This is a genomic window from Loktanella sp. Alg231-35, assembly GCF_900143545.1.
Lineage (GTDB): Bacteria > Pseudomonadota > Alphaproteobacteria > Rhodobacterales > Rhodobacteraceae > Yoonia.
In genome coordinates this window covers 380,276-399,357 of sequence record NZ_FREV01000001.1, presented here as the reverse complement: position 1 = coordinate 399,357, position 19,082 = coordinate 380,276, and the positions used below count along the sequence as shown (strand labels likewise).

The window sequence follows — 19,082 nt, the reverse complement described above, 5'->3', positions numbered from 1 at the left end:
TTCAAGGTCCCACGAGTTGGTCAACGGCATCGCTGAGGGCCGCAAAATCGTCAATCATGATGTCAGCGTGCAAGTTCTCGGCCGGGTGGTAGCCCCAAGTGACCCCAATCGTGCCGATCCCAGCCGCGCGCGCCATATCCATGTCATAGGTCGTGTCACCAAGCATCACAGCGCGCTCTGATGTGACACCGGTTTCCGACATCGCAGTCAGGATCATCGATGGATGTGGTTTGGATGGGTGGTGATCGGCCACCTGCTCACTATGAAAGACGCCTGTCAGCCCATGTCGGCCCAGCACCTTGTCCAAGCCGCGCCGGGACTTTCCTGTGGCCACCGCCAGCAGGGTATGATCCTGCCCTTGTAACCGCTCTAGTGCGGCCTGTGCGCCGGGGAACAGCGGGCCCATTTCCTTGTTATCGCTGCGCAAGCTGACAAATGCATCCTTGTAGGCTGTCACTAGCCGGTCGCGCTGCGCCTCTGTCACCTGCGGGCAGAGCGTGCCAAATGCCTCTGCCAGCGACAGTCCGACAATCGAAAGGACCCTTGCGCGATCAGGCATCAGAAGGTTCTCGGACTGAAACGCCAGCGTCATCGCCGCGACAATCTCGGCCTGACTATCGACGAGCGTTCCATCAACGTCAAAGATCACCAGTCGCAGATCACTCATCGGGCATATTGAACGGATCAACCGGGGCATGGCCCACGACCCACCCCACAAAATCCCAGGTGTTCTGCATATGCTCTGGTAGTGGCGCTGTCAGATGCAGCATCGCCCCTGTCGCCGGATGCTCGATCGTCAAGCTACGCGCATGCAGATGCAGCTTGCGCCCGATCTCGCTGCCCATGCCGGCACCCCAACCATCGCCAAGGTTCTCCTGGCCGGAACCGCCATATTTCCCATCACCGACAATCGGATGCCCTATCTCGGCCATATGCGCGCGCAACTGATGCGTTCGCCCTGTAATCGGGACCAAAGCACACCAAGCCGCACGGCTGGCCAGCGTATCCATCACGGCGTAGTCGCTGGTCGCACGCTTGGCACCTTCAACGCTATCGAGATCACGCGGATGCACGCAGCGCATCTTTTCGTTCTCGCCACTCCGGCCATGACCGGGGGCTTTCACGAGACCGTATTTGATCGTCCCCGCTCGCGGATGCGGGACACCCGCAACGGCGGCCCAATAAATCTTGCGGGTCTCGCGATGCTTTAGATTCTCGGTTAACTGCTTGGCCATCATGCGCGTCCGCGCCAACAGCAGAACCCCCGAGGTATCCTTGTCCAGACGATGCACCAACCGGGGCTTTTCGTCATAATCAAACATCAAAGCCTCAGACAACCCATCAACATGGCGGGTCGTCTTTGACCCACCTTGGGTCGCCAGACCCGGCGGCTTGTTGATCGCGATGATATGCGCGTCCTTATAGATGACACAGGACTGGATCAGCTTGGCGTCCGCCTTCGTCACACCACGCTTGGCAAGGTTGGCGGCAGCCGCCGCCTCTTCCTCAGTCGGCAGCGGTGGAATGCGAACGCTCTGCCCCACTTCCACGCGGGAATTGGATTTCACCCGGCCACCATCCACACGCAGCTCGCCCTTACGACACATCTTCTCGATCCGCCCTTGGGTCAGATGCGGGAACAGGCGGCGCAAATAGCGGTCAAGGCGTTGGTCGCCATCATCCGGGCCGATCACCCGTGTCTGCACAGCACTCATGTCGTCATTCCTCTTGCGATCCAAAGGCCCGCGGCACAGGCGAGGATCGACATAATGAAAGAGGCCAACACATAGGCCCCGGCAGCGGTCACGCGACCTTCTTCGACCAGACGTAGCGCATCCAAAGTGAAGGCCGAAAACGTCGTGAACCCACCCAGAACGCCGGTCATCAAGAACGGCAACCAATGCTGCAATCCGCGATCGGCCAAATGCACCCAGACCAATCCAATCGCGAAAGACCCGATTACATTCACCGCCAGCGTCCCCAATGGAAAGGCCACGACCAACCCCACAAGGTATCGCAGAACAGAACCAATCGCCCCGCCAAGGGCTACAGAGATCACAGGTGTCATCATGGCGCTGCTCTGACGGCTCGCTGGTCGTTTGTCAATTCTTGCCACGCTTGGCGCGCAGGCCCGCGAAGAAATCGACACGCTTTTTCAGTTCACGCTCAAATCCGCGATCCACTGGAACGTAGTAGACCCCACGCTTCATGGTTTCAGGAAAATAGTTCTGCCCACTAAACCCATCCTCGGCGTCGTGGTCATAATTGTAGCCAGCACCAAACCCCTGTTCTTTCATCAACGTGGTCGGCGCGTTCAGAATATGAGCAGGCGGAGGCTCTGACCCAGTTTGTTTGGCCGCCGCGACAGCGCCTTTGTACGCCACATAAGTCGCATTCGATTTGGGCGCGAGCGCGAGATAGGTAACGGCCTGCGCCAGAGCGAGTTCCCCTTCAGGGCTGCCCAACCGTTCATACGTCTCCCAAGATTGCAGACAGACCGATTGCGCCTGGGGATCGGCCAAACCGATATCCTCAACCGCCATGCGGGTGATGCGACGGGCAAGGAAACGCGGATCTTCGCCCCCGGCCAGCATTCGCGCAAACCAATAAAGCGCCGCATCCGGGTCAGACCCGCGCACGGATTTATGCAAAGCGCTAATCAGATTGTAATGCTCGTCACCTGACTTGTCGTATTTGACGGCGCGTTTCATCAAACGCTTGGTCAGATCATCGGTGGATAGCTTCTTGTCCGTTTTCCAAGCACTCACCTGCTCAATCAAATTAAGCAAGGCACGGCCATCCCCATCCGCCATCTCTAGCAACGCATCGCGCGCCGGGCCGTCCAGCGGCAGGGCTTTGGCCAATTCCTTCTCCGCACGTTGCGCCAGCAGTTCGAGATCTTTGAAGCCCAGCCGGGTCAGAATAAACACTTGGCTTCGGCTGAGAACCGCAGCGTTCAACTCAAAACTCGGGTTTTCGGTCGTGGCACCAACCAACAGGATCGTGCCATCCTCCATATAGGGTAGAAACCCGTCCTGCTGCGCTTTGTTAAAGCGGTGAATCTCATCCACAAACAGCAGCGTGCCCTTGCCATTCTGACGGCGCATCTTGGCAGCTTCGAACACTTTGCGCAGGTCCGGCACACCCGTAAAAATCGCACTGATCTGCACGAAATGCAGGTCAGTCTCATCTGCCAACAGGCGCGCAATCGTGGTCTTGCCCACACCCGGCGGTCCCCAGAAGATCAGCGAAGACAGCGATCCAGAGGCCAGCATCGTGCCCAATGGCGCTTCCGGGCCAAGGACCTGTTGCTGGCCAATGACCTCAGACAAGGTCTTGGGCCGCAACCGATCCGCCAGCGGGCGCGGACCTGCGGGTGTGTCTGTCGGTGTGCTGTCGAAGAGATCGGCCATGAGGGAAACATATGCCTTATGTCAAAAAGCGAAAGCCCCGCCGGTCCGGCAGGGCTTTGCAAATTTAGTCGAAGGCCAGGATTTAGTCTTCGGCGTTCTCGTATTCTTCCAGACGTGCCTTGTCGGCAGCACCTTTGGCATCCACGTCGCGATCTACGAATTCGATGATCGCCATTGGGGCCATGTCACCATAGCGGAAGCCCGCCTTGATGATGCGAACATATCCACCCTGACGCTCTTTGTAGCGTGGGCCGATTGTGTCGAACAGTTTCGCTGTGTGCATTTCCTGCTTCAGCTGTGCATTGACCTGACGGCGCGCGTGCAGATCGCCGCGCTTGCCAAGTGTGACCAGCTTTTCAACGATCCGGCGCAGTTCTTTTGCCTTGGGCAATGTTGTCTTGATCTGCTCATGTTCAATGAGCGAGCCTGCCATGTTCGCGAACAGCGCTTTGCGGTGTTCATGTGTGCGGTTTAGGCGGCGGTAACCTCTTGCGTGACGCATGTGATAGTCTCCATTTTGTATTAGGATGGGCCGATGCGATGCGTGTCGCTGGCTCCGTTAGTGGGGCACCATGCCCAGGATGTTCCCCGTATAGAGACGGGCATTTGGTGTAAGGCGGGGATAGCCCCGCCCTACGTATTCTTAAAACTGATCTTCAAACTTTTTTGCCAGATCTTCGATGTTGTCCGGCGGCCAGTCCTCTACATCCATGCCAAGGTGCAGACCCATACCTGACAGCACTTCCTTGATCTCGTTCAAGGATTTGCGGCCAAAGTTCGGTGTGCGCAGCATTTCTGCTTCGGTCTTCTGGATCAGATCGCCAATGTATACGATGTTGTCGTTCTTGAGGCAGTTTGCCGAACGGACAGACAGTTCCAGCTCGTCCACTTTCTTCAGCAGAAGCGGGTTGAACTCAAGACCGTCATCATCAGCACCAGTTTGTGCGGACTCAGGTTCATCAAAGTTGACGAAGATCGACAGCTGGTCCTGCAAAATGCGAGCGGCGTAAGCCACAGCATCGTCAGGTGTCAGCGACCCATCGGTTTCAACCTTCATGGTCAGCTTGTCATAATCCAGCACCTGACCTTCACGGGTCGGCTGCACGTCATAGCTGACCTTTTTGACGGGCGAGTAGATCGCATCGATGGACATCATGCCAATCGGTGCATCTTCTGGCTTGTTCTTGTCAGCGGAAACGTAACCGTTCCCTGTGTTGACAGTCAGTTCCATGTACAGGTCAGCGCCATCATCAAGGTGGCAAAGCACGTGATCCTTGTTGAGGATCTCGATGCCTGCAGTTTCGGAGATGTCAGCAGCAGTCACAACGCCCGGGCCTTTGGCCTGAACAGAAAGACGCTTTGGCCCTTCAACTTCCATACGGATCGCAACACCTTTGAGGTTCAGCACGATGTCGGTGACGTCTTCACGCACACCAGACACGGATGAAAACTCGTGCAGGACGTTGTCGATCTGAACGGCAGTGATAGCAGCACCCTGAAGGGAGCTCATCAAAATGCGGCGCAGGGCGTTGCCCAATGTCAGGCCAAAACCACGCTCAAGCGGTTCTGCGATGACGGTTGCCTGACGCGCGGGGTCGTTGCCCGGCTTTACTTCCAATTGAGTTGGTTTGATCAACTCAGCCCAGTTTTTGTGGATCATATGTCCCTCCATACTAGTCTGCCTTCATGGTCCAAAAAGGCAAACGCCCGAGGTTGAAATGACGGATTGGGGCCGTGCCGAAACACGGGCCCCAAGGCGTTTGGATTGTCTTAGACGCGGCGGCGCTTTGGTGGGCGGCAACCGTTGTGGGCCATTGGCGTCACGTCACGGATCGATGTGATGTTGAAACCAACGGCGGCCAATGCGCGCAACGCGCTTTCACGACCGGAACCGGGACCCTGCACTTCGACCTCAAGCGTTTTCACGCCGTGATCTTGTGCTTTCTTGCCCGCATCCTCAGCAGCCATCTGAGCGGCATAAGGTGTGGATTTCCGCGAACCCTTAAAGCCCATAGTGCCAGCAGACGACCAAGAAATGGCGTTACCTTGCACGTCAGAGATCAGGATCTTTGTGTTGTTGAAAGAAGAGTTCACATGCGCAACACCAGCTGCGATGTTCTTGGAAACCTTCTTTTTGGTGCGTTTTGTATCACGTGCCATTGATCAAGCCTCCCTTATTTCTTCTTACCAGCAATGGCCTTTGCAGGGCCCTTGCGTGTACGTGCGTTTGTGGATGTACGCTGACCACGAACCGGCAGGTTACGACGGTGACGCAGGCCACGGTAGCAACCAAGGTCCATCAGACGCTTGATGTTCATCTGAGTCTCGCGACGAAGATCACCTTCAACCATAAGGTTGGCGTCGATGTATTCACGGATCGACAGCACTTCTGCGTCAGAAAGCTGGTTAACACGGCGCGCGCGGTCGATCTTGACCGCTTCGCAGATTTCTTCGGCTTTGGCAGAACCAATACCGGTAATGTAAGTGAGGGCGATTGGAACCCGCTTTGCAGTCGGGATGTTTACGCCGGCAATACGTGCCACGTGTGCAATTCCTTTTCGTTGCGGGTCCGTCATTCCAGACCCTTTTTTCACAACGGAAGCCCGGACCTTAAAGGGCGCCGGGCTGCGTCATATCGAGGTGTTTTGTGATGTCTGGGCGCGACCCTTAACCACAAATTGATTCCTTTGCAGGATGGCGCTGTTTAGGGGGCATTTGCCAAGGCGTCAAGAGACCCTAAGCCGGGCAAAGGATTTTCTAGAAAATCCTTCACGCACCAACAATTTTCGCCGAAAATTGTTGGTTTCAGGCCAAGGCGTCTGAAATGCTCGCCGCCACTTCATCCATGCTGGCCAAACCATCCACGGATTTCAGGTCATCGTTGGCATAATAGTAACCAATCAATGGGCTGGTCTGTTTATAGTAAGCCATCAGGCGGATCTTCAGGCTTTCTTCGTTGTCGTCAGCACGTACGGGCTCACCTGCAGCGGCTGCATCTTTGGCCCGTCCAACAATCCGTTCGACCAAGACCTCATCATTGACTTGCAGTTCAATCACGCAATCAAGGTTCTCACCCATTTCAAGCAGCAAGTTACCCAAAGCATCCGCTTGGGCCAGCGTCCGCGGAAAACCATCAAAGATATATCCGTCTGCGCCATTGTCGGCTTCAAGCTGTTCGCGGATCAAACCGATGACAATCTCATCCGTAACCAGCTCTCCGCGGTCCATGACACCGGCAACCATGTTGCCCATTTCAGTTCCACTGGTCCGTGCTGCGCGCAACATATCGCCAGTGCTGAGCTGCACCATGTTGCGTTCCTCAACAAGCCTCTGCGCCTGTGTCCCCTTACCCGCACCCGGCGGCCCCAGTAGAATAATATTCATCGACGCGACGGCCCTTTACGTTTGTTTCCATTACGTTTGCCACGCAACTGAGATTTCTCAATCAGGCCTTCGTATTGATGTGCCACCAGATGAGACTGGATTTGTTGGATGGTGTCCATACCAACCGACACAATAATCAGGATCGATGTCCCGCCAAAGTAGAACGGGATGGCCAGTTCGGCGCGGATAATCTCGGGCAGCAATGCGACCAGTGCAAGATAGCCAGAGCCCAGCACCAGAATGCGGGTCACCACATAGTCCAGATATTCTTCGGTCTTTTTGCCGGGGCGAATGCCTGGCACAAAGCCGTTCTGGTTCTTGAGGTTCTCGGCCACGTCCTCGGTCTTGAACGCGACTTCACGGGTGTAAAAGTAGGTGAAGAAGATGATCATGCCACCAAAGAACAACAGATAGAGCGGCTGGCCGGGGCCAAAGAGCGCCAGAATGGTCGACATCACCGGGCCGGACGAACCGCCGTTAAATGTGCTGATCGTTGTTGGCAGCAGCAACAAGGCAGAAGCAAAGATCGCGGGGATAACACCAGCTGGGTTCACTTTGATCGGCAGATGGCTGGTGGAGCCATCATAGACCTTCATCCCGCGTTGCTGGCGCGGATACTGAATGTGAATCTTGCGCAAGCTGCGCTCCATGAAGACCACGAAGGTCAAGACGACGGCGAGCATGACAATGATCCCGATCACCACCAAGGGGCTGATCGCGCCAGAGCGGCCTTGTGACAGAAACTGGGCCATGGCGGCAGGGATTTCTGCAATGATGCCCACAAAGATGATCAGCGAGATACCGTTGCCGATACCGCGTGCAGTGATCTGTTCACCCAACCACATCAGGAACATCGTACCACCCACAATGGTGATCACGGTCGAAGCTTGGAAGAACATGCCAGGGTTGGCCGCCAGACCACCTGCCTCAAGGCTGACAGCAAGGCCGTAGGCCTGCGCAGTGGCCAGCACGACAGTACCGTAGCGGGTGTATTGGTTCAGCTTGCGCCGCCCTGCTTCACCCTCTTTCTTGAGGTTCTTGAGCGGCTCCCACATAGAGCCCAAGAGCTGCATCACGATGGAGGCAGAGATGTAAGGCATAATCCCAAGGGTAAAGATTGCCATCCGGGACAAGGCACCACCTGTGAACATCGACAGGATGCCGCCAATGCCGGCTTGGGCGTCTTCCATGAACTGCTGCAATGCTAGAGCATCAATGCCCGGAACCGGGATGAATGTGCCAAGGCGGTAAATGATCAGCAAGCCGATCGTAAACATAATGCGCTGGCGCAGTTCAGTTGCTTTGCCGAAGGCGCTCCAACTGACGTTGGCTGCCATTTGCTCTGCTGCAGAAGCCATATGGGTCTCTTTTCATGCATAAACGCCGCTGCGGTTCCCCGATCAGCGGCGTTTGGGAAAACTTGAAGAGGTATGTAAGCGACGGCTGCGCCGCTCACAAGGTCTTACTCAGCCGCTGCCGGTGTTGTGACAGTCAGTGAGCCGCCGGCCTTTTCGACAGCTTCAACAGCACCTTTGGAGGCGCCAGTGACAGCAATCTTGGCTTTGGCTTTGAAATCGCCCTTAGCAAGAACGCGGATACCGTCCTTTTTGCGGCGGACCAGACCGGATGCGACAAGCGCGTCCTCTGTGATATCTGCTTTGACGTCGATCTTGCCTTCGTCGATGAATTTTTGGATCAGACCAAGGTTGATGACAGCAAATGTCTTGCGGTTCGGCTTGTTAAAGCCACGCTTTGGCAGACGCTGGTAGAGTGGCATCTGGCCGCCCTCGTAGCCTTTGATGGCTACACCGGAGCGTGATTTCTGACCTTTGATACCACGGCCACCGGTCTTACCCATGCCGGAACCCGGACCACGGCCAATACGCTTTTTGCGCTGGGTTGCACCTGGGTTGTCGGAAAGTTCATTCAGTTTCATGTCGCTTCTCCTTTTGCCGGAATTGGCCCCCAGCGACGGGAGTGGCCAAACACGGCGTTACAGTTTTGAGTCGGAAATCGAGTGTCCGACTGGGGGCGTATAGACGGGCGGCTGTTGCGGGTCAAGAAGTGTGATCATCGCACGCAGGCGGGCTTTGACCCGTGAGGTTTTGCGCCATATCCCGCTGACGATGCAGGATCATGGCGGTCGATGGCGGTTGGCCTCAATAACAATCCGTTCTATCAAGCCCCAACGACAACAGGAGCCACAATGAAACTCAATCATGTGCTGCGGAATGCGTTGATACATCTCGCCATCCGTCTGCCCGACAAATTGTTGGAAGACGACATGCGCGGAATGCGTCGCATGGCCGAACTTTATGGCAAGAGCGATGTGGTGATTGACCTGGGCGCGCACATCGGCAAATCGGTCATTGAGTTCTCGCACTGCGTAGGCAAGGTTTATGCCTTTGAGCCCAACCCGGTCAATTTCGAAGAACTCAAGCAGCGGACCCGTCGGTATCGGAATGTCAGCATCTATCAGAAAGCGGTCAGCTCTGAAAACGGAACAACTCGATTGTATTTCGAGGACCCAAAGCCGGGACGATTTTATGAAGGCTCTACCATCGTTGGCGGGAAAGCCAACGTGAGCTATGCAAAGCACTTCGACGTCGAAACAGCCTCCATCGCTGACGTTCTGGGCGATATCGATTCAAATAACATCGTGATCAAGATGGATATCGAAGGTGCTGAATACGTCGTACTTGATGCAATTTTCGAATCGGGGCACCTGGATAAGATCAAGAAAATCTATGTTGAGTGCCATGTGGACCGCATACCAGAGCTTGCCGAACCGAAAAGGCTGGTTATGGAGAAGGCTGAGCGCCTAAATATCTTAGAGAAATTGGACTTTACTTGGCCATGACGAAAATCTGCATTGCAACCGGTAGCTATTTTCACCCACAAGAAACCCAGATTACATTCCACATCCAAAATCTCTTTGGTGGCAATGCTTGTGTTTTGCATGAACACGACATGGACGATGATCCCTTTGGCTTGGAGCATCACTCTTGGGTGGTGCCGCGCAGTGCGCGGACAACAAAATACGAAAAGTTAGTTTTCTTGGGTTCGAAATTACGAAGCATTGCGAAACATCGCACCGCGCGCGTGCCTTATGGCAAGACACGCGATGACATCTGCGCGTTTCTGCACGATGCCGCACCTGACGCAATACTGGCAGAATTTGGCAATGTCGCGCTCCGCATCGCACCGGTTGCAAACCATTTCGGCATTCCTGTGTTCACCTATTTCCGTGGAGCTGACGCGTCGTCACAGCTACGCGCACCGCTCAGGGCTGCAGGATATCGCCGCATGATGGCACGACTTGACGGTGTATTTTCTGTGTCACAATTCCTGCTGGATGAACTCGCATCAGTTGGCGCAACTCACCCCAACAGTCATGTCGTTCCAAGTGGCGTTAACACAGATCTCTTTGTGCCGTCGGCAAAACGGGAAGGAAGCTTTCTTGCGGTTGGCAGGCTGGTTGAAAAGAAGCGGCCTGATATCACCGTCAAAGCCTTCTGCATGAACGCAAAAGATACCCAAGGTATCACACTGGACGTGGTCGGTGACGGGCCTATGCAAGAGCAGTGCCAATCAATCGTTCGGGACTTTGGAATGACGGACCGAGTCACGTTCCACGGTGCCCGCCCCCATGATTTTGTGCGTGAAATGCTTGGTACATCCGAAGTCTTCCTCCAACACTCTGTCAGGGCGAAAAACGGCAACACAGAAGGCCTGCCAACGGCCATCCAAGAGGCAATGTCGTGCGGCCTGACGATCGTGTCCACAAGACACGCGGGCATCCCAGAGGCCGTGATTGAGGGTGAAAACGGCCATCTGGTTGAAGAAGGTGACTATGACGGGTTCAAGGCCGCGATCGGCACCGTGTCTGCCAACCTGTCGCGATTGCCCGAATTCGCCGAAAGAAACAGGGCGAAAGCGCTGGCTTGTTACGACAATCGCAAGCTGATCAAGACCGTGGAGCGTGAAATCGAGAAGGTTCTGAAGCCGAAGTAGAGGAGTCCGTCTGCATCAGGACATTGCCGTCTGAGGATCAAATCCCGCGGCAGTACATCAAACAGATGCTCACTTCAGCAGATACGACATCTGCTCGCGGGACCAGAGGGCAAGACATAACCTCAAACAAAAAACGCCCCGCTGTTTCCAGCGAGGCGCTTCAAACCGTAAGGTGGATCTTGATCCACCATACAAATTCTACCCTTTTTCTTCGATGATCTCGACCATGTGACTGATCGAGTTGACCATGCCGCGGACGGAAGGTGTATCTTCCAGTTCTTTGGTGCGGTTCATCTTGTTCAGGCCCAAACCGATCAGCGTGGCACGCTGTTTGGCGGGGCGGCGGATCGGTGAACCGATCTGCTTGACGACGATTGTTTTAGCCATCTGTCAGGTCTCCTTACGCGTCTGCTGCAGCAGGTGCTTCGGCCGCTGGGGCCTCGTCACGCTTGGGCAGGATGTCAGCAACCTTCTTGCCACGACGCTGTGCGACGTTGCGTGGTGATTGCTCTTTGGACAGGCCATTCATGGTGGCGCGGATCATGTTGTAAGGGTTCTGGGACCCGATGGACTTGGACACAACGTCCTGCACACCCAACATTTCAAACACGGCACGCATTGGACCACCAGCGATGATACCAGTACCAACTGGCGCCGTGCGCATGACCACTTTACCAGCGCCGTGACGGCCCTCGATATCGTGGTGCAGCGTGCGGCCATCGCGCAATGCAACGCGGATCATCTGGCGCTTGGCTTGCTCAGTCGCTTTGCGGATCGCCTCAGGAACTTCCTTCGCCTTACCTTTGCCAAAGCCGACACGGCCTTTTTGGTCGCCAACAACAACAAGTGCTGCAAAGCCAAAGCGCTTACCGCCTTTAACTGTTTTTGAAACACGGTTGATTGCGACCAGACGGTCGGCAAACTCTGGTGTCTGCTCTTCACGGTTGCGGCCGCGGCCGCGGTTTTCACGTTCTGCCATTGATGGCGTCCTTTGTATTTCTGCCCAATATGGGCATTGTCCAATCACGGGTCGCGCAATGCGCCGGATCATCGAGCGTGGGCTTCGCCCACCCTACAGGTTGTCGGAAGGGTGGGTGAAACCCACCCCCACCATTAGATTTTCAGACCGCCTTCACGGGCAGCATCGGCCAAAGCCTTGATCTTGCCGTGAAAGAGGAACCCACCACGGTCAAAGTAAGCAACCTCAACACCAGCCTTCTTGGCGCGCTCTGCAATCGCAGAACCAACCTTGGAAGCGGCTTCGATGTTGTTCTTGCCAACAACGCCAAGGTCCTTTTCGAGCGAAGACGCGGAGGCGAGTGTTACGCCGTTGACGTCGTCGATCAGCTGGACGCTGATGTTCTTGTTTGAACGGTGAACCGAAAGACGGGCACGGCCTTGGTTGGCTGTGACACCGCGAAGTTTGTTCCGAACGCGCATGCGGCGCTTCAGAAACAGAGTTCTTTTGCTGTTTGCCATTTTTGCGTTCCTTACTTCTTCTTGCCTTCTTTGCGGAAGACATATTCGCCTTTGTACTTGATACCTTTGCCCTTGTAGGGCTCAGGCTTACGCCAAGCACGAATATTCGCCGCAACCTGTCCAACCTGCTGCTCGTCGATCCCTTCAACAGTGATCTCAGTCTGCTTGGGGGCTGTCACTGTGACACCCTCAGGCACTTCGAAATTCACGTCATGGGAATAACCCAGCGACAGCTTCAACGTGTTGCCCTGCATTTGGGCACGGTAACCAACACCCGACAGTTCAAGCTCTTTCTTGAAACCCTCAGACACGCCGGTGGCCAAGTTTGCGACCATTGTGCGGCTCATGCCCCACTGCTGGCGCGCGCGCTTGGATTTGCCGCGTGGTTCAACGGTGACGACATTGCCGTCAACGCTGATGGTCACATCGTCGGTTGCTTTGAAGCTACGGGTCCCTTTGGGGCCTTTCACTTCAACGGTTTGACCTGACACAGAGGCAGTAACGCCAGAGGGCAGCTCAACCGGTTTTTTACCAATACGAGACATGATTTCTCCTTAGAATACAGTGCAGAGCACTTCGCCGCCGATATTGGCGCTACGTGCTTTTGCATCCGACATCACACCTTGCGAGGTGGAGACAATCGACACACCCAGGCCCTGACGGACGGTTGGGATGTCATTGGCGCCCAGGTAAACGCGACGGCCAGGCTTGGAAACCCGCTTCACTTCGCGAATGACAGGGTCACCCTCGTAATACTTCAGCTCAATGTTGAAAGCAGGATGGCCATCTTTGCCGTCCTTCTTCTCATAACCGCGGATGTAGCCTTCGTCGGACAACACATCCAACACCCAACCGCGCAGTTTGGACGCAGGTGTTTCCACCGCCGCCTTGCCGCGCATCTGGCCGTTGCGGATACGTGTGAGCATATCACCGATAGGATCGTTCATAATATCTGCTCCTTACCAGCTTGACTTGACCATACCGGGGATTTCGCCATTGGAACCAAGGTCCCGCAGCGCGATCCGGCTGATCTTGAGTTTGCGGTAATAGGCGTGTGGACGCCCGGTGAGCTGGCAACGGTTATGCAAACGGGTCGCAGAGGAGTTGCGCGGCAGTTTCGCCAGTTCAAGTGTTGCCTTGAACCGCTCTTCTACCGGTACCTCTTTGTCGTTGATGATTGCCTTCAAGGCGGCACGCTTTTCGGCATACTGCTTGACCAGCTTTTCACGCTTAACTTCGCGTGCGATCATGGATTTCTTAGCCATATCTTATTTTCCCCTCAGCTGTTGAACGGCATGTTGAACGCTTTCAACAGTGCCTTTGCTTCAGCGTCAGTGTTCGCTGTTGTGCAGATCACGATGTCCATGCCCCAGTTCTCATCGATCTTGTCGAAGTTGATCTCTGGGAAGATCAGGTGCTCTTTGATGCCGGTGGCATAGTTGCCGCGGCCGTCGAAGGATTTGCCAGATACGCCGCGGAAATCGCGGATACGTGGCATAGCAACAGTGATCAGACGATCAAGGAATTCAAACATACGGTCGCCACGCAAAGTCACCTTTGCACCCAGCGGCATGTCTTCACGTACACGGAAACCAGCGATGGATTTCTTGGCGCGCGTTGTCATTGCCTTCTGACCGGCGATTGTTGTCAGATCTTCCTGTGCGGTTTTTGCTTTCTTGCTGTCACGGACAGCTTCTGCACCGCAGCCAATGTTCAGAACAATTTTGTCCAAACGTGGGATCTGCATATCGTTTTTGTAGCTGAACTCTTCTTTCATCGACGCGCGAACGGTCGATGCATAAAGGTCCTTCAGACGGGGGCTATAGTTTGCAGCATCAAGCATCAGATTACATCCCCTGTTGTCTTGGCGAAACGCACCTTGTTGTCGCCATCCATGCGGAAGCCGACGCGGGTTGCTTTGCCTTTGGCGTCTACGATTGCCAGGTTTGACAGTTGGATCGGCATCGCCTTTGGCGTGCGGCCACCCTGTGTCGCCTGAGATTGCTTTGTGTGACGGATCGAAATGTTGATCCCGTCAACGATGGCTTTGCCAGACTTGGGGTCGATGCTGGTGATTGAACCAGTCTTGCCTTTGTCCTTGCCGGCCAAAACGATGACACTGTCACCTTTACGGAGTTTCGCAGCCATAGTTACAGCACCTCCGGAGCAAGTGAGATGATTTTCATGAAGTTCTTTGCGCGCAGTTCGCGAACAACTGGGCCAAAGATACGTGTACCGATGGGTTCGTTGTTGTTGTTGAGGATAACAGCAGCGTTGCTGTCAAAGCGGATGGCGGTGCCATCTTCGCGGCGTACTTCTTTGGCGGTGCGTACGACGACGGCCTTGCGGACGTCACCTTTCTTTACGCGACCACGTGGAATGGCTTCCTTCACCGAAACGACAATGATGTCTCCAACACTGGCGTAACGACGGTGAGAACCACCCAGAACCTTGATGCACTGAACACGGCGAGCGCCGCTGTTGTCAGCAACATCCAGATTGGTCTGCATCTGGATCATTTGGTTTCCTTCCGACCTATGAGCAAGTCCCGATTTCTGTCCGGGGGCCCAGGGTTTCGATTAAACCGGGTGTTACTGCCTTAAGAGGCAATAACCTCCCAGCGTTTCGTTTTCGACTTCGGTGCGCATTCCTGAATGCGAACTTGGTCACCGACGTTGAATGCGTTCTGTTCGTCGTGAGCGCGATATTTCTTCGACTTACGAATAGTTTTCTGAAGCAGCGGGTGCTTGTAACGACGCTCTACCGATACAGTGACGGTCTGGGCGTTTTGGTTGCTTGTGACAACCCCGGCTAGGATACGCTTAGGCATAGGTTAAGCCTCCTTGGCGGCCGCAGCGGCCTTTTCGTTCAGAATTGTTTTGACCTTCGCGGCATTGCGGCGTGCCGCACGAATGCCTGCTGTGTTTTCAAGCTGACCAGTGGCCTGCTGAAAGCGCAGATTGAAGGATTCTTTTTTCAGGTTCACCAGCTCTTCACGGAGCTGATCGGGCGTTTTATCCCGCAGTTCGTTGGCGTTCATGCCATATTCCTTTGTCAACATCATCGGCAGGCCGCAAAAGCGTGACCCGATTCCCGATGGAGTGGGGTAGAAGTGGGCCGTTTAGACCCCATCGACATGCAAAGCAACCCCTTGCGGAATAAAGAGTAGTGGGAGTTGGACAGCAGTCCGTCCCAACACAAACGCCCCCGCCTTTTCTGGCGGGGGCGTAAGTCAGAAAGCCATCAACCTACTGGTTCGCGGCGCGGAAGGCCGTCATGTGGCGACGTACTGTCTGGAACCACAGACCGCTGTCCTTAATGTTGCCCAGACCGTTGTTCACCACTGCCATGATTTCCTCATTCTGCGGGTGGGTCTTGGCGATCACGGCATGCAGCACGTCGACGAATGTCAGCGCTTCATGCATCTGCACCCGGTCACCTGCTCCCAACTCGCTCACACGCCCATCAGCCACGTCTACGGCGACAAGGGCTATGTCCGCCTTGTCTTCCAGCACGAAGTTGATGCAATCGGCAGCAGTCGGCGCACGAACAATCGTGATTGTAGGCTCTGTCAGATCAACCCCTTCCAGCGGGGCCAGCGTATAGGCCTCTGCCCGGCAGATACGCTTGCCTGTCATCTCAACGTGAGCATTCATGACCGGATCAGCAGCGTCGCTGAAGTAACCCAGCACTTCTTCATAAAGCGGATCGCTGAAGTCGAGGTTGTTGCAGCGGAACTGTGATTCATCTTCCAGCTTGTCCATGATGTCACAGTTTGGCTGACTCCAACCGATGCTGATATCATAGGCGTGATCGACAATCAGCGGGTTCAAGTGCGCACCGTCATCGTTGATAAAATCGATCTGATAGACCGGATCATTGTCTGCGTTCTCAAGCGCGAGGTTGATGATCTCGGTCAGCAAACCGCCCTGCGCTTGATCCTCGTCCATAAACGGCGCCCAGCCGGTCGCAGTCAGCACGCGGATCGGACGGTCTTCGGCCGGTGCGGGCAATTGTTCGGTGGTTGATGTGTCGCGGATCGCACCCGCGTCGGCGGCAGATTCGCCCAGATCACCGTTCAAGCATGGGATGAACAGCCGGTCACCCACGTTGATCAGACCGGGGTTCGGGCCAATCGTATCGGCGTTTGCGCTGTAGATCAGGTTGAAGCTACCAGTTTCGCCATAGGCACGCTCGGCGATGGTGGACAGATAGTCACCGGGTGCAACGATGTAGTCCTGCCCGCAAGTCACTGCCTGCGCGGAAGCCGCAGAGGCGGCAACGCAAAGACCAGTGGTGATGAGGAGGGAGTTGAGGATACGCATGGGTATCTCCTTGTATTTGATTAACTGAGGCGGACGCTAGGATTGCTATATGGCAACAATAAGGACAATTCAGGATCGTTGACCCTTAGTTGGCACCAATCCAAGATCGAGGCGATAAACCGCTCTCGCGCCCGACGATGGGCCGCGCTATGAAGGCATCATGCCCAATATCACATCCCTCTTCGCGACCCGCCTTTACCACGCCAAGCTCTCTGCCCATGGCGCACCCATTGATGCTGAGGAGTTAGACAACTCCTGCTATGCCATTGCGCAGGACGATGAGGCTGGCCAAAACTGGTGCGAAGAGAATGGCTATCCTGGCTACACGTCCTACGCCTCGCTCAGCGATCTGCCCTGGCGCTTTCCGATCTTTGCCGATCTGGTGAAGGTGCTGGACGCCCATGTGGCGGCCTTTGCCAAGGACGTGCAGTTTGATCTGGGCGACAAGGCCCTGCAACTGGAAGACATCTGGATCAACATCCTGCCCGAAGGGGGCATTCACACCGGCCACATTCACCCGCATTCCGTGATCAGCGGCACAACCTATGTGGCAATGCCTGACGGGGCGAGTGCCATCAAATTCGAGGACCCACGTCTGCCGATGATGATGGCAGCGCCCACGCGGACAAAAGACGCGCGCGATGAGCTGCGGACGTTCATCTACGCCAAACCCAAGGTTGGCGATGTGCTGCTTTGGGAAAGCTGGCTGCGGCATGAGGTGCCGATGAACATGGCCGAGGATGACCGGGTCTCGGTGAGTTTCAACTACAGCTGGGGTTGATCCTCGCGAATGTAGGGTGGGCAAAACCCACCATCCAAAAACGCGTGGGTTTCACCCACCCTACCCGAACCAGCCTTTCACACGACCCCAAGCCGACTTTGGTGGCTCTTCTGCGGCGGCTTCGGCGGTCTGCACCACATCCACGCCTTTGATTTGGGGAAGGGGTTCGGCCTCAAAATGCTCTTCATCCGGCTGCACAGCTGCCTGTTGGATCACAGTGTCCGTGATGATCGCGGCAAAGGTATTCAGCTTGGCCAGCGTTTCCGGTCCGGCCATGCCGTCCTCGGCCAGACCGAATGAGGCCTGAAACTGCTTTACTTTCGTCTCTGTGCCCGACCCAAAGATACCGTCGGCATCAATCCCAAGGCCCAGCTGCATTTTCTTGACCTGCTCACCGCGCGATCCTTTGCGCAGCAAGATCAGCTCTGGCAGGCCAATGGCGGCAAAGGTGTCAGGACCGGCAATGCCATCAGCGGCCAGCCCATTGGCGGCCTGCCATTCTTTGAGGGCCTTTTCGGTGCCGGGACCAAAGTCACCGTCATCGGTGACGCCGAGTTTCTTTTGCAGACGTTTGACGGGGGCGCCTTTGAGGCCGCGTTTGAGGAGTGACATGATGTGGAGTCCCTTCGCGATGAATTGATACGAACCAATCGTATTTTGCAGAATGATATGTGGGATATCATTTGGACACGAGGAAAAAGTGCTCAAAAGGCCTGCGCGCTGTGCGTTAACTCATTTATCGGGAATTCAGGAAATCATCTGCAAACAGACAAAATAGGGTAGCCCTGTGCAGGACAGTGTCATCAAAATCGACCTTACAAACATCACCACGTGCGAACTGCATCGAGAGTTGTTGAAACGCGAAGGCGTTCAATCTTGTTTTCTGGGGCCCGAAGATAAGCTTTTTCAGGTCGTGCGCGGACCGGCATGGGTCATCGTGAACCGGGATTAGTAGCGGTCGCGAATATGATCATTAAAAAATTGACCCTTGGAGCTCGAATTAAGAAATGCATCATAAACACTTTGGGGAACTCCGTAGTAATCATACTTTCCGCTGTCATGAAACCAGATTGACAGTGTGCCGTTGCTCCACTCAATTTGGCCAATCGCGGACGAATTCACTCTCGGCAATTCAGGGCCCTCCGTTCAAAAATTATTTCGCCTCAACCCGTAGTATGTATGCGCTACAGATGAAAATAGAAGCCCCCACCGATCACTCAGCAGGGGCTTCTCTATCTCTCACGTAGGTCGGGGTTCACCCCGACACCACTTACCAATCTTCGCGAACAATCGTCCGTGTTTTGATCGGCAGCTTCATTGCAGCAAGGCGCAGGGCCTCGCGGGCAATCGTCTCGTTCACGCCGTCGATTTCGAACATCACGCGGCCGGGTTTGACCTTGCATGCCCAAAAATCGATGGAACCTTTACCCTTACCCATACGGACTTCGACGGGCTTGGACGTCACTGGAGTATCTGGGAAGATACGGATCCATACACGGCCCTGACGTTTCATGTGACGCGTCATGGCACGACGTGCGGCTTCGATTTGGCGGGCTGTGATCCGCTCAGGCTCAATGGCTTTCAGGCCATATGTGCCGAAGTTCAGATCAGAACCGCCTTTGGCTTCACCACGGATACGGCCTTTGTGCAGTTTCCGGTGCTTTGTACGCTTTGGCTGTAGCATTT

30 protein-coding genes are annotated in these 19,082 nt (G+C 55.2%); 4 read left to right on the top strand and 26 right to left on the bottom strand.

Annotated elements, in window-relative coordinates:
* Position 1: 1 nt before the first annotated feature.
* The 11 genes from DHN10_RS01985 to rplO form a co-directional block, all read right to left on the bottom strand.
* Positions 2-667 carry an HAD-IA family hydrolase gene (locus DHN10_RS01985; protein ID WP_108813565.1) on the bottom strand — a complete coding sequence of 222 codons (666 nt, stop codon included), beginning with the start codon at positions 665-667 and terminating at the stop codon, positions 2-4.
* The gene (locus DHN10_RS01980) at positions 660-1,715 is read right to left on the bottom strand and encodes an RluA family pseudouridine synthase (RefSeq protein WP_108813564.1); all 1,056 of its coding nucleotides are present in this window, start codon (positions 1,713-1,715) and stop codon (positions 660-662) included. Before DHN10_RS01980 ends, DHN10_RS01985 begins: the two co-directional genes overlap by 8 nt.
* Entirely contained in the window at positions 1,712-2,071 is a 360-nt protein-coding gene (gene crcB / locus DHN10_RS01975; protein ID WP_108813563.1) for a fluoride efflux transporter CrcB, read from the bottom strand. Before crcB ends, DHN10_RS01980 begins: the two co-directional genes overlap by 4 nt.
* 31 nt (positions 2,072-2,102) lie before the next feature.
* Positions 2,103-3,413, bottom strand: a complete 1,311-nt coding sequence (locus DHN10_RS01970) for a replication-associated recombination protein A (RefSeq protein ID WP_108813562.1) — start codon at positions 3,411-3,413, stop codon at positions 2,103-2,105.
* A gap of 82 nt (positions 3,414-3,495) precedes the next feature.
* The gene (gene rplQ / locus DHN10_RS01965; protein WP_108813561.1) at positions 3,496-3,915 is read right to left on the bottom strand and encodes a 50S ribosomal protein L17; all 420 of its coding nucleotides are present in this window, start codon (positions 3,913-3,915) and stop codon (positions 3,496-3,498) included.
* A 141-nt stretch (positions 3,916-4,056) separates the two neighbouring features.
* A complete protein-coding gene (locus DHN10_RS01960) occupies positions 4,057-5,073 on the bottom strand; it encodes a DNA-directed RNA polymerase subunit alpha (protein WP_199910618.1) in 1,017 nt (338 codons plus the stop codon).
* Between the two features lie 110 nt (positions 5,074-5,183).
* The gene (gene rpsK, locus DHN10_RS01955; protein ID WP_008236527.1) at positions 5,184-5,573 is read right to left on the bottom strand and encodes a 30S ribosomal protein S11; all 390 of its coding nucleotides are present in this window, start codon (positions 5,571-5,573) and stop codon (positions 5,184-5,186) included.
* A 14-nt stretch (positions 5,574-5,587) separates the two neighbouring features.
* Positions 5,588-5,956: a 30S ribosomal protein S13 gene (rpsM, locus tag DHN10_RS01950; RefSeq protein ID WP_108813894.1), complete on the bottom strand. Its 369-nt coding sequence runs from the start codon at positions 5,954-5,956 to the stop codon at positions 5,588-5,590.
* Between the two features lie 262 nt (positions 5,957-6,218).
* Complete coding sequence (locus DHN10_RS01945) at positions 6,219-6,797, bottom strand: adenylate kinase (protein ID WP_108813559.1); 579 nt, start codon at positions 6,795-6,797, stop codon at positions 6,219-6,221.
* Positions 6,794-8,134, bottom strand: coding sequence for a preprotein translocase subunit SecY (gene secY / locus DHN10_RS01940; RefSeq protein WP_108813893.1), 1,341 nt, complete (start codon positions 8,132-8,134; stop codon positions 6,794-6,796). The genes DHN10_RS01945 and secY overlap by 4 nt, the downstream gene beginning before the upstream one ends.
* A 125-nt stretch (positions 8,135-8,259) precedes the next feature.
* Positions 8,260-8,733 (bottom strand): 50S ribosomal protein L15, encoded by a 474-nt coding sequence (rplO, locus tag DHN10_RS01935; RefSeq protein WP_108813558.1) that lies wholly within the window; start codon positions 8,731-8,733, stop codon positions 8,260-8,262.
* 270 nt (positions 8,734-9,003) lie between these two features.
* Here rplO and DHN10_RS01930 point away from each other — a divergent pair, with 270 nt between their 5' ends.
* Together DHN10_RS01930 and DHN10_RS01925 are read left to right on the top strand one after the other, a co-directional pair.
* Positions 9,004-9,657: an FkbM family methyltransferase gene (locus DHN10_RS01930; protein WP_159086891.1), complete on the top strand. Its 654-nt coding sequence runs from the start codon at positions 9,004-9,006 to the stop codon at positions 9,655-9,657.
* A 110-nt stretch (positions 9,658-9,767) separates the two neighbouring features.
* Complete coding sequence (locus DHN10_RS01925; RefSeq protein WP_234416954.1) at positions 9,768-10,811, top strand: glycosyltransferase; 1,044 nt, start codon at positions 9,768-9,770, stop codon at positions 10,809-10,811.
* Between the two features lie 198 nt (positions 10,812-11,009).
* Here DHN10_RS01925 and rpmD read toward each other — a convergent pair whose 3' ends face one another.
* The 12 genes from rpmD to DHN10_RS01865 form a co-directional block, all read right to left on the bottom strand.
* Positions 11,010-11,198 carry a 50S ribosomal protein L30 gene (rpmD, locus tag DHN10_RS01920; RefSeq protein ID WP_008236512.1) on the bottom strand — a complete coding sequence of 63 codons (189 nt, stop codon included), beginning with the start codon at positions 11,196-11,198 and terminating at the stop codon, positions 11,010-11,012.
* Positions 11,199-11,211: 13 nt separating this feature from the next.
* Positions 11,212-11,790 (bottom strand): 30S ribosomal protein S5, encoded by a 579-nt coding sequence (rpsE, locus tag DHN10_RS01915; protein ID WP_108813555.1) that lies wholly within the window; start codon positions 11,788-11,790, stop codon positions 11,212-11,214.
* Positions 11,791-11,924: 134 nt separating this feature from the next.
* Positions 11,925-12,290 (bottom strand): 50S ribosomal protein L18, encoded by a 366-nt coding sequence (gene rplR / locus DHN10_RS01910; protein ID WP_108813554.1) that lies wholly within the window; start codon positions 12,288-12,290, stop codon positions 11,925-11,927.
* Positions 12,291-12,301: 11 nt separating this feature from the next.
* Positions 12,302-12,835, bottom strand: a complete 534-nt coding sequence (gene rplF / locus DHN10_RS01905; RefSeq protein ID WP_108813553.1) for a 50S ribosomal protein L6 — start codon at positions 12,833-12,835, stop codon at positions 12,302-12,304.
* Between the two features lie 9 nt (positions 12,836-12,844).
* Entirely contained in the window at positions 12,845-13,237 is a 393-nt protein-coding gene (gene rpsH / locus DHN10_RS01900; protein ID WP_108813552.1) for a 30S ribosomal protein S8, read from the bottom strand.
* Between the two features lie 12 nt (positions 13,238-13,249).
* Positions 13,250-13,555 carry a 30S ribosomal protein S14 gene (gene rpsN, locus DHN10_RS01895; RefSeq protein ID WP_100367915.1) on the bottom strand — a complete coding sequence of 102 codons (306 nt, stop codon included), beginning with the start codon at positions 13,553-13,555 and terminating at the stop codon, positions 13,250-13,252.
* A gap of 14 nt (positions 13,556-13,569) precedes the next feature.
* Complete coding sequence (gene rplE / locus DHN10_RS01890; RefSeq protein ID WP_108813551.1) at positions 13,570-14,133, bottom strand: 50S ribosomal protein L5; 564 nt, start codon at positions 14,131-14,133, stop codon at positions 13,570-13,572.
* Positions 14,133-14,438: a 50S ribosomal protein L24 gene (rplX, locus tag DHN10_RS01885; RefSeq protein ID WP_108813550.1), complete on the bottom strand. Its 306-nt coding sequence runs from the start codon at positions 14,436-14,438 to the stop codon at positions 14,133-14,135. Before rplX ends, rplE begins: the two co-directional genes overlap by 1 nt.
* 2 nt (positions 14,439-14,440) lie before the next feature.
* Positions 14,441-14,809, bottom strand: a complete 369-nt coding sequence (gene rplN / locus DHN10_RS01880) for a 50S ribosomal protein L14 (RefSeq protein WP_108813549.1) — start codon at positions 14,807-14,809, stop codon at positions 14,441-14,443.
* An 80-nt stretch (positions 14,810-14,889) separates the two neighbouring features.
* Positions 14,890-15,120, bottom strand: coding sequence for a 30S ribosomal protein S17 (gene rpsQ, locus DHN10_RS01875; protein WP_008236497.1), 231 nt, complete (start codon positions 15,118-15,120; stop codon positions 14,890-14,892).
* 3 nt (positions 15,121-15,123) lie between these two features.
* Entirely contained in the window at positions 15,124-15,330 is a 207-nt protein-coding gene (gene rpmC / locus DHN10_RS01870; protein ID WP_100367919.1) for a 50S ribosomal protein L29, read from the bottom strand.
* 208 nt (positions 15,331-15,538) lie between these two features.
* Entirely contained in the window at positions 15,539-16,615 is a 1,077-nt protein-coding gene (locus DHN10_RS01865) for a transporter substrate-binding domain-containing protein (RefSeq protein WP_108813548.1), read from the bottom strand.
* A 160-nt stretch (positions 16,616-16,775) separates the two neighbouring features.
* Between DHN10_RS01865 and DHN10_RS01860 the strand changes: the two genes are divergently transcribed.
* Positions 16,776-17,396, top strand: coding sequence for a TIGR02466 family protein (locus DHN10_RS01860; RefSeq protein WP_108813547.1), 621 nt, complete (start codon positions 16,776-16,778; stop codon positions 17,394-17,396).
* Between the two features lie 60 nt (positions 17,397-17,456).
* Here DHN10_RS01860 and DHN10_RS01855 read toward each other — a convergent pair whose 3' ends face one another.
* A complete protein-coding gene (locus tag DHN10_RS01855) occupies positions 17,457-18,008 on the bottom strand; it encodes a peptidoglycan-binding domain-containing protein (protein WP_108813546.1) in 552 nt (183 codons plus the stop codon).
* A 175-nt stretch (positions 18,009-18,183) separates the two neighbouring features.
* Between DHN10_RS01855 and DHN10_RS20155 the strand changes: the two genes are divergently transcribed.
* Complete coding sequence (locus DHN10_RS20155) at positions 18,184-18,348, top strand: BC1881 family protein (protein ID WP_108813545.1); 165 nt, start codon at positions 18,184-18,186, stop codon at positions 18,346-18,348.
* Here the strand turns inward: DHN10_RS20155 and DHN10_RS20150 are convergent.
* Both DHN10_RS20150 and rplP read right to left on the bottom strand, forming a co-directional pair.
* The gene (locus DHN10_RS20150) at positions 18,345-18,518 is read right to left on the bottom strand and encodes a KTSC domain-containing protein (RefSeq protein ID WP_108813544.1); all 174 of its coding nucleotides are present in this window, start codon (positions 18,516-18,518) and stop codon (positions 18,345-18,347) included. The genes DHN10_RS20155 and DHN10_RS20150 overlap by 4 nt on opposite strands.
* A 148-nt stretch (positions 18,519-18,666) precedes the next feature.
* Positions 18,667-19,080 carry a 50S ribosomal protein L16 gene (rplP, locus tag DHN10_RS01840; RefSeq protein WP_108813543.1) on the bottom strand — a complete coding sequence of 138 codons (414 nt, stop codon included), beginning with the start codon at positions 19,078-19,080 and terminating at the stop codon, positions 18,667-18,669.
* Positions 19,081-19,082 lie beyond the last annotated feature (2 nt).